Here is a 14,218-nt window from a genome sequence, read left to right as displayed (position 1 = left end):
CGGCATGATGGGGTGATGATCATTCAGGACGGTGGGGCGGTGTCGGTACGGCCGGTGCGGCCCGAGGAGTTGGCGGCGGTGGCCGTGCTGGCGGCCGAGCACGCGGCGTACGAGCGGGCCGGCGCGCCCGCCGCAGACCTCGCGGAGCGGCTGCACGGGCTGCTGTTCGGGCCGGGGCCGGCCCGGCTGCGGGTGCTGGTGGCCGAGCTGGACGGCGGGCTGGTCGGGTACGCGAGCTGCGCGCCGGAGCTCTCCACCTGGGAGGGGCGGGAGTACCTGCACCTGGACTGCCTGTACGTCCGCGCGGGCGTGCGCGGCGGGGGTGTCGGGGCGCGGCTGGTCGAGGCGGTGGTGGCCGAGGCCCGGGCGCTCGGCTTCGGTGAGGTGCAGTGGCAGACGCCGGAGTGGAACGAGGGGGCGGTGCGGTTCTACGAGCGGCTCGGGGCGGTGGCGAAGCCCAAGCTGCGGTTCAGTCTGGGGGTGACAGGAGACTGACCGGCGCCGGGCCCGGGTGGCCCTGGTGGATGAAGGCGGCCCAGACCTCCGGCCGGTGCAGGCCCGGCAGTTGCCCGTAGGACGCGGGCAGGCCGCGCACCTCGGTGGGCAGCCGGCGCTTCGGGTCCAGCATCCAGCGCTGGGTCGCCTGGAGGGCATGGGCCGGATCGAGCCGGGCCACCGTCAGGTGGTGGTGGAAGACCGCCATCATCACCGCCGAGGCGCCGTCGGCGGTGGTCCACCGCGACCCCACCACGTTCCGGGCGCCCCGGGCCAGGAAGGCCGTGGTCAGGGTCAGTGCCTCGTCGTGGTCACGGGTGCTCAGGTCGGTCTCGCAGGCGCTCAGCACCACGAGCGGCCCGGCGGGCCGGGCCGTGAGGCCCTCGCCGTCGAGGAGCTGCGCCACCGTCAGCAGCCCGGCGTCCGGTGCGGAGGCCACGGTCGGTCCCGGGGCGGTGCCGACCGGGCGCGCCAGGACGAGTGCCGACTCGGTCGGGCGCGGCCCGGCCGACCCGTGCGAGGCCACGTGCAGGAGGGAGACCGCCTTCTGGCCGGTCGTCAGCAGCGCCAGGACTTCGGCCGGAGTACCGGCAGCGCTGGGTGGGGCCGGCGGGTCGTAGTACTCGCCGAACAGCCGGGCGTTCGGGTAGCAGTCGGCGTGCAGGGCGGCCACCTCGCGCTCCGCGTGGAGCAGGTCGAGCCGGGGGTCGGCGAGCAGTACCGGGGCGGATTCGACCGGGATCGGGCGGCGCTCCACCGCGCGGAGCAGCTGGCGCCCGGAGGCGGCGTAGCTCAGCAGGAGCCGCTCGCACGCGTAGCGGTACCTGCCCCCCTCGTACACCCGGGCGGCGTGCCAGGGCACCACGCCCAGCCTGCCGCACGGCACCAGCACGACCCGGGGCGGGGCGGGGTCGGCGGGGTCGGCCGCCCGGAGCGTCGTGCCCAGCTCGTGGAGCGGGCCCATCACCCCGAGCCAGGCCCAGTCGCACAGGCCGGCGAGGGCCTCCTGCCAGGCGCGGTCGGCTTCGGCGTCCTGCTGCCCGGAGCGGGCCGCCGCCGCGTCCAGGTACGCGTGCAGCGGGCCGCTCTGCGCATCGGACAGGGCGGGGGCCAGGAACGCCTGCACACCGAAGGCCGGCCCGAGCACGATCCCCAGCCCCGGCTGCTCCCCGTCGCCGGGCACCAGGTAGACCAGCAGGTCGGTGTCGGCGGTGTCGAGCGCGGCGCAGAGCTCGTCGAGGGTCGGGGTGCCGGACACCCCCTGGCGGTAGCCCAGGGCCTCCAGCGCGCGGCGGCGCAGGTCGCTGGGGAGCCCGGCTCCGGCCGGAGCCCCGGCGGCGGCCGCCCGCCAGGCCTCCGCGAGCTCCTGGGCGCCGCGGGCCGCGAGCCGCTCGGGCAGGTCGGCAGTGTCCGCGGCGGCCTGGAGCACCATCGCCCGGCCGAGCTCCAGGGCCTCGACCGCCTCCGGCAGGAGATCGGACACCGCCGCCCAGCGGGCGACCAGCAGACCCCGCTCGCTGGCCCGGCGGGCGGCGAGCAGGCCGTCCTCGGCGCCGGCCTCCAGGAGGACGTCGGCGCTGTGCGCGCGCAGCGACTCCACGGCGCTGGCGACGGCGGCCCGCTGGTCCTCCGGGTCCTCCGTGAGGTCGGCGCGGTCGGCGTAGGCCTCCGCGAGGCGCCAGTAGGTCTCCACCGCGATGGTGGTGCCCCGGCCCTCCCGGGTGCGTTCGCGGAGCCCTTCGAGCGCGGCGATGGCGGCGTCGAGGTCGGCGCGGTCGCCGGTGCGGGTGTGCCGGGCGAGCCGGGCGGTGGCCTGCTGGAGCTCCCAATCACCGGCGCCGGTCGCCCTGGGGCGCGGGACGGACAGCACCTCGTCGATCAGCGCGGGGTCTTCGTCCGGCCCCCGGCCGAGCTTCCGGACGCCGGCCAGCTGCGCCGCCGCCTCCTGCAGGACCGGGTGCAGGTTGCCGGCCTGCCGCTCGGCCTCCTCGAGGAGCGCCAGCGCCCGGTGTCGTTCCTCGGCGTCGCCCAGCAGGTCGCCGCGCGCCAGCTGGGCGAGGGCCAGCTCCACGACGGTCAGGTAGTGGAGGTCCGGGTCCGTCGCCACGCTCTCCCGCAAGCTCAGCAGCTCGTCGATGACCCCGTCCAGCGCGGCCGGATCCGCTGCCTGCTCCGCCCGGCTGAACCGGGATTCGAGGGACAGCAAGCGGACGATGGGGGTGAGGACGGGCGAGACGCCGCCCTCCGTGAACCTCTCCTCGACGGCTTCGAGCAGGCGTGCGCCGAGTTCGGCGTCCTGGCGGTTCCCGCCGATCCGGTCCGCGACGCCGAGGTAGGCCGCCCGTAGGAAGGTCAGCACAGGGGCCAGCCGGTGCCCTTCCGGCAGTATGTCGGCGACCTCGGCCAGCCGACCGAGGACCGAGTGGAGCAGCGCCGGGTCGTTCCCGCGCAGGGCGTTCATCGCATCGGGCAGGAGGGCGACGACGGCATCCGTCGCCCGGTCCTCCGGATCGAGCGCGGGATCGGCCGCACCCCGGGCGAGTTCCTCCTGCATCTCGCGGAGCAGGTCCGCGCTGAGCGCGCCGGGCAGGACGGACTCCAGGTGGGACAGGACGCGGGCCCGGCCCCGGGCCGGGCCGGCGTCCGGCTCCGTGGTCGGCTCCGGCGTCGTGGACGTCTCCGTGGCCGGCTCCCTGTGGTTCAGCCGGTCTCGCAGGTTCAGCATCGCGCGCAGCTCGGAGAGGAGGGGGAAGTCGGCCGGGAAGGCATCGATGACCTCCTCGGCGGTCGCGGTCGGGCCGCCCGGACGCAGCAGGTGCGACAGCAGGGCCGCCCCGGCGCCAGCCTGGTCGAGCTGCTGCCGGAGCTCGGTGGGCAACGGGAGGGCCCTCGCGTCGGCGAAGAGTTCCGGGAGGTCGTCGGCCTGGAAGGCACCGCCGTCCTTGATGTACCAGTCCATCAGCGCCGCGTGATCGGCCGGCCGGCCGTCGCGCCGGCCCAGCTCGGGGCGGGGGTTGCGCAGCGCCAGCAGGCCGAAGGCGGCCCCCTGCCGCTCCCAGTCGGTGGCTCGGGGCTCGGCCGACCGCACCTGCCCGAGGTAGGCCAGCCCGCGCGTGCGGTCTTCGGCCGAGCCGCCCTCCGGGCCGGCGTAGCGCAGGGCGAGCAGCACACCCAGGCGGGTCAGCACGGCGTTGCGCGGGTCGTCCGGGGCCGGCAGCAGCGGTTCGAGGTGGGTCAACTCCTCGATCGTTCGGTCGATGAAGCCGGGCTCGGCGAAGGCCTGCATCCTGCTGAACCATTCGACCTCGGTGAACGGGATCACCCGGTCGGCGCGCTCGATGGCGTCCCGCGCCCACATCCGCAGTGCGCGGACTCCCCCGCTGCCGTCCTCACTCATGGCCGCCCCCAGATCGCCGTGGTCCTCCCATCATCCGGAGCGAGCCGTCGGTCGAGGACGGAAGACCGGGAATCGACCGGGAATCGACCAGAGGCGCCGGTCGTTTGGATATTCCTACAGGACTGAACGGCGGTGATCGCGGGGCCGTTGTGTGGATCTTCAAGCTTGGGGCGTGAACTGGCTTTCGACCCGGGTATCCGTAAGGATTGACGGTTGGGTGCGGGGCGCCCGAGAGCGCCCCGCGGCACCGCCGCAACCGCGCCCGAGGTGTACCTCTCTCCCAGCCAGAGAGCCCTTTTCATGCGCTTCCTGAACGACCTCAAGCCCGCGTACGACCTGACGTAGAATTCTAATTGACAGTCACGTGAGGCTGGGGGTTCGAACGTTGGACAGGTACGGGTTGTACGAGCGGCTCTCGCGAGCCACCGAGGCGAGCACGTCGATCGAGCGTCGGGACGAAGCCGCCCGGGCGGAAGTGAAGCGCCGCGGCGGGCGAGTGGTTGGCGCCTTCGTCGACGAGGGTGTCTCCGGGGCACTCCCGCCGATGGACCGCCCCGCGATGAAGGAGCTGCTCCAGCAACTCTCAGGGATGGACGCGGTGATGGTCTGGAAGATCGACCGGATCGCCCGGTCCTTCCTGGGCTTCGCCGAGATCGTCAAGGAGTTGGACAAGCACGGAGTCGCCTTGGTGTCGGCGACCGAGCCCATCGACATGACGGGCCCGACCGGTCGAGCGATGGCTCAGATGATCGCAGTCTTCGCTGAGTTGGAACGCGAGATGATCAAGGCGCGGGTCGCAGACTCGATGCGGAAGGCGAAGGAGGAGAACCGCTTCCACGGCGGGCGTATCCCTTACGGCCTCACTGTGGCCGACCACCCGAGCGGCAAGGGTCGGGTGCTGGTGCGGGACACTCACGCGGTCGGGGTACTTCGGGAGGTGCTGCTCTGGGTTCTCGAAGGAGCGACCATGGCGGAGTGTGCCCGGCGGCTGAACGACCGTAAAGAACCGACGAGCCGACAGCGTGGCGCCGTACTCAAGGGGTTGGCGAAGGCTGAGGCCGCACAGTGGCGAGGAGTCTCGCTGAAGCGGATTCTCGCTTCACCCACGATGCTCGGCTGTCGCCTGCTTCCCGGTGGCAAAGTTCAGACGAATGGCGACGGGCTTCCCGTGCTCGTCTGGGACCCAGTCTTCAGCCGTGATGAGTGGGACGCTCTGCAAACATGTCTGGCCGAACTCGAGCAGGGCCCACGCAAGGCACCGGCCGCCTCGCACTGGCTGTCCGGTTGCCTGAAGTGCTCGGTGTGCGGCGGAAATCTCAAGCAATGGGTCTCGGGGACGGGATTGCGGGCGTTCACGTGCAGAGGCCGGGAGACTGCAGCGCACAGCCCGTCGGTCTATGTTCCGGCGGACCTGGTAGCGGACTGGGTGCGAGAGCAGTTCCCCGTCGTCTACGGCATCTTGCCGGAGGTGGAACGGCGATGGGTCCCCGGAAGTGATACCTCCCGCGAGCTGTCGGAGGTTCGGGCTGCGATCAGGCGCCTACGTGACGACCGGGACATAGGCCTCTTCGACGACGACGAGGACGACTATCGGGAACGGATGGCCCGCCTGGTAGAGCGCCGGAAGGTTCTTCAGACGGTCCCTCAGGTCGAGCCCCACTGGGAGGAGCACCGCACCGGACGATCTCTTGCCGAGGTGTGGTCCGGTCTCTCGGACGAACGGCGGGGCGCCCTGATGATCGAGTACGGGCTTGCACTGTGGGTTGACCCCGCTCCTACCAAGGCGAAGAACACGCCCATCAACTCGCGTGCCCAGTTCGGGCCGTCCGCACCTGCGGAGGACGCGCTGGCCGCAATCGCGTACGCGGAAGGCGTCTGCTGAACGCGGCGTTCGCGCGGGCTCAGAGTCGAAGGCCCTGCGGGGTGTTCCGCCGCCGGCGGTGCGACAGTGCCCTGACCCGACTGTGAGAGGAGACTCTCAACGGTGCCGCAAGAGGGCAGGTCTGGCTGACAGCGGGCCAGGCGAGTGTAGGGGTTCAATACGGAGGGGGGACTTGAACCACTGGCCAACCTGGAGTGGGGGTCTGCGGTGCTGGAACTTCGTGGGACGTGACCTGCGACTGCCGATCTGAGCGATAGCGGTCGACCGTAGCCTCCTTGGCGGCTGACTGTGGACGCAGTGAGACGGGGCGCCCGGCGCCGACAGCCGGTCAGATTCAATCGATAGCGGTCAATATCATCACAGTTCTCCGTCAAGCTCGGTCAGATGACACTGTCCTGTGCCGAGTGCCACCAAGATACTTTCTCGGCGACTGCAGACGAGGGGAGCGCGCGGTGGATGGCAAGGGCACGCCTATGGAACGGATCCGGGCACTCGACCATCTCACCCCTCGTGACGCGGCCAAAGAGTGGGGCGTCCCCAAGCACATGATCCGGAACGCGGCCGATCAGATCGAGCGGATCCGTAACGGGTCGCACGCTACCTTTGCCCTGGACAGGCCGCGCTGCCCGGCACCGGTGACGTCGTTCTTCGGCTTTCCCTGCAAACTCCCCATTGAGGTGGGCGGGACGCTGTGCGCCCTCCACCGCAAGGCCGGCGGGCACCCTGGGTCGGACGCGGCAGCCGACGCCCTGGCCGTAGTGCAGGCCCACCCGAGCTGGGAAGAACTGCGCGAACGGTTCTGGACGATGGACAAGCGTGCCCTGCAGAGCGAGCGGCTGCGCCTGAGCCGTGAACTCGACGCGGGGGCCACGCTCACCGAGGAGGACTACCGCCTCGCCGCCCTGCTGCTCCCCTCGCCCGATCCGGCGACCCAAGGGCGCCGTGCCCTGGGTCTCCCCGGACCCAACGACGGCGTCGGAGACGTCGCCCGACTGCGCGGCCTCGGCGTGCTGCTCGCCGCGGCCGACGCGGCCGTGCTCGGCCTCCCCGTGACGAAACCTGACAAAAGCGCCAGCCCCGCTGCGACCGGCAAGCGGGCAGGACCTCTGCTCTACTCCATGGCGGAGGCGGCCGAGCGCCTCGGCGTCGCGGCATCCTGGCTGCGAACGGAGTCCGTCCGGGGCCGCGTCCCGTACCGGCAGATCGGCAGTCACCGCATGTTCAGCGAAGAAGACCTCGAGCAGATCGTCAAGGACGCCTACCGCCCCAGCGCCGGCAGGACCAGAACCGGCCGCCGCTGAGAAAGGCGCGGCGTTGAACTATCGAGCCCCTGGGCGCCGCCGGGCCGTGCGTTGCACAGCCGTGCAGGAGGAGTGTAAGCAGCTGTCATGCATCGTTGGGACCCGCTGAACCCCGGCCAGCTCGCTCTGCTCCAACGGATCGCGTCCGGAGACGCACTCGACTCGCCCAGCGACTCGAAGTCGCGCACCACCGGCTACGCGCTGCGCAACCTCGGACTGGTCGCCATCGACCGCCGAGGCGGTCGCTGGGTAGCCCAGATCACCGACGCTGGCCGCTACTACCTCGAACACGGCCAGCACCCGGACCACCCCGCCCGGCTGGCGGACTCCCACCCCGCAGCCCCGCAAAAAGCGTCCGGTTCCGCGACCCAGGGCGCTGCAGCCGCTGCACCCAAGCCGCCAACAGTGAAGCCCAAGAACCCGGCGCGCAGTGGCCCCTCCCAGATCCGGCTGCCCGCCCGCCGAAAGGCGGAAGCGACCGAGCTGGTGGCACGCCTCGTCGCCGAGAACAAGGTCATCGTCACCGCACCGTCGGACGAGGCGATAGCAACCTGGCGCCGCCTCATCGAGTACGCCAAGCGGCACCAACTCCTCCCCGTAGGGAAGCGGATCGAGACGCAACGGCACTGGAACGCTGGCAGGGACTTCGAGATCCGCCTCGTTGACGGTGCCACGGAAAGCCGTCGCCAGGGGCCCCAGCCCGACCTCGCCCCGGTGCCGGTTCCCAGTCAGCTCCGCGCACCGAACCGAGTGGTCGCTGCCCTTCGCGATGACACGAGCAATGCTGGAGACCTGTGGATCAGTGCCGACAGGCACGCGGAAGGCGTACCTTCCCGAATGATCCTTTGATGGTCTCCGAGTAGGCCCGCGTTGCAGCGCGGGTCGGGAAGGCACGCCCGTGCTCAGCGTAGTCACCGACGACGGCTCCACGCAGTCCGGCTCCCTGATCGACGAGATCGTCCGGGAGGGAGCTCGGCGGATGCTGGCCGCCGCGCTGGAGGCGGAAGTCAACCAGTACATAGCCGAGTTGGCGGCCGAGACCGACGGGCGCGGGCACCGCCTGGTGGTCCGCAACGGCCACCACCGGCCCCGGACAGTGGTCACCGCCGCCGGACCGGTCGAGGTGAGGGCCCCGCGGGTGAACGACCGGCGCGTCGACCACGAGACCGGCGAGCGCAAGCGGTTCTCCTCGAAGATCCTGGCGCCGTGGTGCCGCAAGTTCCCGAAGATCTCCGAGGTGCTGCCGCTGCTCTACCTGCATGGCCTGTCATCCGGCGACTTCGTTCCGGCGCTGGAGCAGTTCCTCGGCGGTACGGCCGGCCTCTCCCCGGCCACCGTCACCCGGCTGACAAAGCAGTGGAGCGAGGACCACGCCGCCTTCCAGGACCGGGACCTGTCCGACCGCGATTTCGTCTACGTCTGTCGGCGTACGGCCTTAGGGCACGTATCGGGTTGTGATCACTTTGTGGGTTTCGCCCTCGCGCTCGTGCCTGATCCGGTAGATCGTGTTGTGTGACGCGTGTGCAACTGACCGATGCCGAGTGGGAGTTCATCGAGCCGTACCTGCCGATCGGCGAGTACGGCCCGTACCCCGAGCGGCTGCGCCGCCAGTTCGAGGGCGTGATCTGGCGGTTTCGGACGGGCGGCCAGTGGCGGGAGATGCCGAGCGAGTTCGGCGCCTGGTCGACCGTCCACAACCGCTTCCGGCAGTGGAGGGACGCCAGGGTGTTCGAGGCCCTGCTGGAGGGCGCGATCACGGAAGCCGCCAGACGGGGCGAGGTGGACCTCTCGCTGGTCAGCGTGGATTCCACCACCATCCGGGCCCACCACGACGCCGCCGGGATGCACCTTGACCCCGACACGCTCGCCGACCTGGAGAAGGCCGCCGAGGAGGCGGAGAAGGCCCGGCAAAAAGGGGCGGCCCGCAGGGACAAGACGGACAGGACACCGCACACGACCCGGAACGGGACGAGCTCCGACGCGTCCGACGCAGGCGAAGGCTCCGCCTGAAGGCCGCCCTGCTCGGACGCTCCAGAGGCGGACAGACCAGCAAGGTCCACGTCGCCGGCGAGCGCAGGTGCCGCCCGCTGGCGTTCATTCTGACCGAGGGGCAGGCCGCCGACAGCCCGCAGTTCATCCCCGTCCTGGAGAAGGTGCGGGTCCGCGGGCCCGTCGGCCGCCCCCGCACCCGGCCCGACGCGGTCGCCGGGGACAAGGCCTACTCCTCCCGCGCCAACCGCGCCCACCTGCGCGGTCGCCGTATCAAGGCGGTCATCCCCGAGAAGAAGGACCAGGCCGCCAACCGGAAGAAGAAAGGCAGCAAGGGCGGCCGGCCCGTCAGCCACGACACCGACCTCTACAGGGAGCGGAACACCGTCGAGCGCCTGATCAACAAGCTGAAGGCCTGGCGAGGCATCGCCACGCGATACGACAAGACCCCCGGCAGCTACCTCGCCGGCCTCCACCTCCGCGGCGCGATGATCTGGATCAAAGACCTCACCAAAACCGCCCCGTGATCACAACCGAATACGTGCCCTAGCTCCTCAGCTGCGTACGGTTGAACGTCCCCATCTGATGCGGCACTGTCCGGGCGATCGCGGTGGTCTTCACCGTCTGCACTACGATCTTCGCGACTGGGAGGTGGTGGGCGATGGACGACGTGTTCGATCTGAGCGGGGCGCCACCGCACGGCTGGATGCATGCCGTCTTCGGGGGCGGGCCTTACGGAGATGACGTCGGCCGGTGCGTTCCCGGCCCTCCGGCGCCCGCGAGCATCACCGTGCCGCTGGAGGGGGGCGGTGAGCACGTGTATCGACTGTGGGCGGTCGGCTCGTGGTCGGCGCCCGACGATCCCGTGGCCGTCTACAACAATGTCGGCCCTACGCCTGACCCTCCGCTGTCGGAGTTGGAGATGTCGTGGCTCAACCGCCGCAACACCAGCTCTAGTGCTGCTCCGCGGAAGTTCGTGGAGGGGTGTTGATCAGATAGCCAGTCCGCTGAGGTAGAGGTCGCCCGCGCAGTCGAGGGCTTCCTCGGGGGAGCCGGCCGGTAGTTCGCTGGGCAGGATGTTGTCCTTGTAGCTGTCGCTGCTGGCCAGGTAGAGGGCGAAGCCCCAGGTGTGCAGCACGCCGGTGAAGCGCAGGCGACACAGCGGCAGGCTCTGTCCACCGGGCAACTCGGCTGCCAGGTAGGCGAATCCGGCGCGAAAGCGGACCCCGATGGCGTCCACGTGCGGCCAGCGTTCGCGGGCGTGGCGGTTCAGGCGCTGGCGTAGGTGGTGCTGCATAGATTCCGGCGGATTCTTCGGCACGGGCCCATCCTGCCGGGTGCGGCGGCGGCCCGCCATGATCGTTGGCCGTGCATGGTGGGCGACGGGCGGGGACGGCGGTTGCGGTGGTGCTGGAGGCCAAGGCCCGTGAGCGGCTGGTGAGGACGGTGGCTTCGGCGAAGTCCGAGGTGCGGGTGGTGCTGCGGGCCCGGATCGTACTCGCGGCGGCGGACGGACTCGCCAACGGCGCGATCGCCCGGGAGCTGGACGTCAGCGTGAACACGGTGCGCAAGTGGCGGGGGCGGTTCGCAGCCCTGGGTCTGGGCGGCCTGCGGGACGCCGAACGCTCGGGCCGGCCGCGATCGTACGGGCCCGAGGTCCGCGTGGCGATCGTGGCCACCGCGACCAGCGCGCCGCCGTATCCGGAGTCGACCTGGTCGCACCGGGCCATCGCCCGGCGGGTGGCCGGCACGTGCTTCGCGCCGGTTTCCGCCTCCCAGGTCGGCCGGATCCTGGCCGGCCTAGACCTGAAGCCGCACAAGGTGCGAGGCTGGCTCACCCGGCGGGACACCCCGGACTTCTGGCAGCGGGCCGCCGAGGTGTGCGCCCTCTACCTGGATCCGCCCGAGGGAGCGGTGGTGCTCTCGATCGACGAGAAGACCGCGATCGCCGCCCGCTCGCGCCGCTGTCCTGGGCGTCCCGCGCGGCCCGGCGAGCCGGTCAGGCAGGAGTTCGAGTACCGGCGCCACGGCACGGCTTCCCTCGTGGCCGCGCTCGATGTTTGCACCGGTGAGGTGCTCACCGAGGTGATCACCCGTAACGACGCGGTGACCTTCACCGCGTTCCTGGAGCAACTCGACCGGGCGATCGCCCCAGGCAAGGAGATCCACGTCGTGCTCGACAACGGTTCCTCTCACACGGCCAGACACACCAGAGCGTGGCTGGCGGCCCGCCCGCGCTGGCACGTCCGGTGGACCCCGCCGCACGCCTCGTGGCTCAACCAGGTCGAACTGTTCTTCTCCGCCCTGACCCGCCGGGTCGTGCGGCACGGCGATTTCTCCAGCCGCGACGACCTGATCGATAAGCTGCAGGCCTACGTAATCGGGCACAACGACACCGCAAGGCCCTACCGGTGGACCTACGAAGGCACCCCGCTCAAAGCCGCCTGATCAACACCCTCCACGAACTTCCGCGGAGCAGCACTAGCTAGGCCACTTCGGTCTCTCGTGCGATGGCCTTGAGGCGGTTCTTGAGCCGGTAGCTGGGACCGTTGATGGCGATCACTTCGCAGTGGTGGAGGAGCCGGTCGAGGATGGCGGTGGCGAGAACTTCGTCGCCGAAGACCTGGCCCCACTCACTGAAGGTCTTGTTGGAGGTCAGGATGATCGAGCCCTTCTCGTAACGCTTGGAGATGACCTGGAACACCAGGTTCGCCTCCGCTCGTTCCAGCGGCTGGTAGCCCACCTCGTCGACCACGAGAACGCTCGGCCGCAGGTAGGTGCCGAGCTTGTTGGTCAGCCGTCCTGCCGCCTCGGCGGCCTTGAGGTTGCGGACCATGTCGTCGAGGCTGGTGAAGTAGATCGAGTAGCCGGCCCGGCAGGCCGCGACCGCGAGAGCGACGGCGATATGCGTCTTGCCGACCCCGGGCGGCCCCAGCAGGGCGGCGTTCGCCTTGGTCTCGACGAAGGACAGGGTGACCAGGTCCTTGACCTTGCGCGGGTCGAGGTCGGGCTGGAACGAGAAGTCGTACTCGTCCAGCGTCTTGTGGTGCGGCAGCCGGGACAGCCGAAGGCCCTGGCGGAAGCGGCGGTCGTCGCGGACGGCCAGTTCCTCGGACAGCACCAGGTCGAGGAAGTCCACGTACCCCATCTTCGCCTCGTCCGCTCGGCGGGTGAACTCGTTGATGGTCTCTGCCAGATGGGACAGGCCGAGCTTGCCGGCCGTGGTGCGGATGCGGTTGCCGGTCAGCTCGCTCAAGAGGATTCCTTCGTCGCTCGGTTCGTGGTGAAGGGGCGGGTACCGGTCAGTTCGTCATAGACCGACAGCGGACGGCGGCCGACCTCGACCCGCGTCGCTGCGGCCCGGTGCAGCAGGGCCTGCAACGGGCCGGCTTCCTGGCCGAGGGGCCGTTCATGGCGGGGCTGGAGGGGGAGGTCGCCGGTTGTGGTCCGGCGTCCCTGCCCGGTGGGGAGCCCGTCCCAGTGCCTCTCGTCGACGATGCGGGCACCACGGCCGACCGCCCGGGAGTGCGCGGCCAGCAGCGTGCCGCCGTCGCTGTCCGCGGAGGTGGAGTGAAGCATGACCTGGGACTTCGTAGCCCGGATCTCGACCAGCTGCCGGGGGCTGACCCGGCGGGCGGGCACCGAGTAGAGGTTGCCGTCGAAGGCGACCAGGCAGTCCTTGCCGACGTGCCGCAGCTGTCGTTCGGCCACCAGGTAGGGGGTCGGCGGCAGGGCTTTGAGGGCCGCGTGGTCGCGGGCCGCCCGCTCGGCGATGACCTCCCGGTGCGTCTTGTGGATCTGGGCGCGTCGTTGCGGCACCCAGGCGGCGAACGCGGCGTCGATCTCCTCGACGGAGGAGAAGGAGCGGCCGGACAGGACGTGGTCACGGACGATCAGCACCTGCCGCTCGACCCTGCCCTTGCCCTGGGGCCGGTAGGCGGCCAGCACGTCGATGTCGAAGTCGTAGTGGCCGGCGAAGCCGACCGCCTCCGGATGCAGCGGTACTGCTTCGCCGGGGGCGACGTGCCGGCGGACGACGGTCTTGGTGCGGTCGTAGACGATCGTCATCGGCGCCCCGCCGAAGTGGGCGAAGGCCCGGCGGTGGCAGTCGAAGAACGTCTGCAGGTCCTGGCTGGTGGTGAAGCAGCAGAACGGGTCACGCGAGTACGACAGCGTCATGTGGAAGGAATAGACCTTCGGGATGCCCATATGGTCGAGGATCTTTCCCTCGTCACCCCAGTCCACCTGGGCCTGGGCGCCCGGGATGACCTCGAACCTGCGGTGCATGCCCGCCAGTTCCTTCGGCGTGATGCCGAGTTCCTCGGCGATCCGGGGCCGGGCCGTGGCGCTACTGCTGTTCGAGGCCCTTGCAGCAGAAGCCGTTCGGCGCGGCCACCAGGTGCGCGAGAAGCCCGTGGCCGAACGCCATCGCAGCCGCGCGTACTACTACAACGGCCGCAGCCATCCATCGAGTTACTCTCGCCGCGAGGGCGAACTCGACATCGTGATCGACGGCTTCGCCTACACGGTCACCATCCAGCAGGAAGCTCCCCAGGCCACCGACCCGGAGAAAGCCGAGCGCCTCTCCCTCGAGCTCCCTCACTACCGGGCGACGCGGCAGTGCACCTGGCACGACCGCAAGAGCTGGAGCCTGGAGGAGCTCCTGCCGACTATCCTCGAAGAGCTCCAGCAGCGCGCCGTTGACGACCGACAGGGCGCCATCGACGAGGAGCGTGCGAAAGCGGAGCGCCGAGTCGGCTGGGAGACCGCGATGGCGGCGGCCAAGGAGCAAGCCCTCCAGGAGCAGTACGCCAAGCAGTTGCGCCAGCAGGCACACCAGTGGCGCGAGAGCACTGAACTGCGCACCTACTGCGACGCCCTGGAGGAACGGCTCGCCTCCTCCCAAGCCGTCGACGATGCGGCTGACCGAGCCTCCGCAAGGACCTGGCTCGCCTGGGCCCGCGAGTACGTACGCACCATCGACCCGCTCGACACCCTGCCCACGATGCCCAGGCCCGGCAAGGTCGAACTGCAAGAACTCAAGCCCTTCCTCAACGGTTGGAGCCCCTACGGGCCCGAGAACAGTCGCTCCAGCTGGCATTGACATCGCACGGTCCGGTTTCCAGGTCGCCTGCGGGAAGCCCAACGAGCCGC

General features: G+C 70.5%; 10 protein-coding genes and 3 pseudogenes. 9 read left to right on the top strand and 4 right to left on the bottom strand.

The annotated features are described in order from the left end of the window. Positions 1 to 15: 15 nt before the first annotated feature. Positions 16 to 495 (top strand): GNAT family N-acetyltransferase, encoded by a 480-nt coding sequence (locus tag CFP65_RS04190; protein ID WP_104814800.1) that lies wholly within the window; start codon positions 16 to 18, stop codon positions 493 to 495. Here the strand turns inward: CFP65_RS04190 and CFP65_RS04185 are convergent. Next, positions 470 to 3,892 (bottom strand): CHAT domain-containing protein, encoded by a 3,423-nt coding sequence (locus CFP65_RS04185; protein WP_158702021.1) that lies wholly within the window; start codon positions 3,890 to 3,892, stop codon positions 470 to 472. The genes CFP65_RS04190 and CFP65_RS04185 overlap by 26 nt on opposite strands. Positions 3,893 to 4,256: 364 nt before the next feature. On the opposite strand from CFP65_RS04185, the gene CFP65_RS04180 reads away from it, so the two are divergent. The 6 genes and pseudogenes from CFP65_RS04180 (at position 4,257) to CFP65_RS04155 (ending at position 10,055) form a co-directional block, all read left to right on the top strand. Continuing rightward, a complete protein-coding gene (locus CFP65_RS04180; protein ID WP_104814798.1) occupies positions 4,257 to 5,774 on the top strand; it encodes a recombinase family protein in 1,518 nt (505 codons plus the stop codon). A gap of 452 nt (positions 5,775 to 6,226) precedes the next feature. After that, the gene (locus CFP65_RS04175) at positions 6,227 to 7,075 is read left to right on the top strand and encodes a helix-turn-helix domain-containing protein (protein WP_104814797.1); all 849 of its coding nucleotides are present in this window, start codon (positions 6,227 to 6,229) and stop codon (positions 7,073 to 7,075) included. 87 nt (positions 7,076 to 7,162) lie between these two features. Continuing rightward, complete coding sequence (locus tag CFP65_RS04170) at positions 7,163 to 7,924, top strand: hypothetical protein (protein WP_104814796.1); 762 nt, start codon at positions 7,163 to 7,165, stop codon at positions 7,922 to 7,924. A gap of 49 nt (positions 7,925 to 7,973) precedes the next feature. Further along, positions 7,974 to 8,495, top strand: a pseudogene (locus tag CFP65_RS04165) (transposase); the annotation flags it as partial. Between the two features lie 92 nt (positions 8,496 to 8,587). After that, positions 8,588 to 9,591, top strand: a pseudogene (locus tag CFP65_RS04160) (IS5 family transposase). Positions 9,592 to 9,725: 134 nt separating this feature from the next. After that, positions 9,726 to 10,055, top strand: a complete 330-nt coding sequence (locus CFP65_RS04155; RefSeq protein ID WP_158702019.1) for a hypothetical protein — start codon at positions 9,726 to 9,728, stop codon at positions 10,053 to 10,055. Here the strand turns inward: CFP65_RS04155 and CFP65_RS04150 are convergent, their stop codons facing one another. Beyond that, positions 10,056 to 10,361: a hypothetical protein gene (locus CFP65_RS04150; RefSeq protein ID WP_254552218.1), complete on the bottom strand. Its 306-nt coding sequence runs from the start codon at positions 10,359 to 10,361 to the stop codon at positions 10,056 to 10,058. A 71-nt stretch (positions 10,362 to 10,432) separates the two neighbouring features. Between CFP65_RS04150 and CFP65_RS04145 the strand changes: the two genes are divergently transcribed. After that, positions 10,433 to 11,512 (top strand): IS630 family transposase, encoded by a 1,080-nt coding sequence (locus CFP65_RS04145; RefSeq protein WP_158702018.1) that lies wholly within the window; start codon positions 10,433 to 10,435, stop codon positions 11,510 to 11,512. Positions 11,513 to 11,549: 37 nt separating this feature from the next. Here CFP65_RS04145 and istB read toward each other — a convergent pair whose 3' ends face one another. Both istB and istA read right to left on the bottom strand, forming a co-directional pair. After that, entirely contained in the window at positions 11,550 to 12,320 is a 771-nt protein-coding gene (gene istB / locus CFP65_RS04140; RefSeq protein WP_104814792.1) for an IS21-like element helper ATPase IstB, read from the bottom strand. Next, positions 12,317 to 13,405, bottom strand: a pseudogene (istA, locus tag CFP65_RS04135) (IS21 family transposase); the annotation flags it as partial. The pseudogene istA and the gene istB, both read right to left, overlap by 4 nt. Here istA and CFP65_RS04130 point away from each other — a divergent pair. Next, the gene (locus CFP65_RS04130) at positions 13,350 to 14,168 is read left to right on the top strand and encodes a hypothetical protein (protein ID WP_104814791.1); all 819 of its coding nucleotides are present in this window, start codon (positions 13,350 to 13,352) and stop codon (positions 14,166 to 14,168) included. The pseudogene istA and the gene CFP65_RS04130 sit on opposite strands and share 56 nt — an antisense overlap. Positions 14,169 to 14,218: the final 50 nt, after the last annotated feature.

This window comes from Kitasatospora sp. MMS16-BH015 (assembly GCF_002943525.1).
Taxonomy (GTDB): Bacteria; Actinomycetota; Actinomycetes; order Streptomycetales; family Streptomycetaceae; genus Kitasatospora.
This window is presented reverse-complemented; position numbering and strand designations above follow the sequence as displayed.

Excerpts from the sequence above, each read along its gene's own strand:
- CFP65_RS04190 (WP_104814800.1), top strand. The coding sequence starts at position 16 with ATGATCATTCAGGACGGTGGGGCGGTGTCGGTACGGCCGGTGCGGCCC.
- CFP65_RS04185 (WP_158702021.1), bottom strand. The coding sequence starts at position 3,892 with ATGAGTGAGGACGGCAGCGGGGGAGTCCGCGCACTGCGGATGTGGGCG.
- CFP65_RS04170 (WP_104814796.1), top strand. The coding sequence starts at position 7,163 with ATGCATCGTTGGGACCCGCTGAACCCCGGCCAGCTCGCTCTGCTCCAA.
- CFP65_RS04155 (WP_158702019.1), top strand. The coding sequence starts at position 9,726 with ATGGACGACGTGTTCGATCTGAGCGGGGCGCCACCGCACGGCTGGATG.
- CFP65_RS04150 (WP_254552218.1), bottom strand. The coding sequence starts at position 10,361 with ATGCAGCACCACCTACGCCAGCGCCTGAACCGCCACGCCCGCGAACGC.
- CFP65_RS04130 (WP_104814791.1), top strand. The coding sequence starts at position 13,350 with ATGCCCGCCAGTTCCTTCGGCGTGATGCCGAGTTCCTCGGCGATCCGG.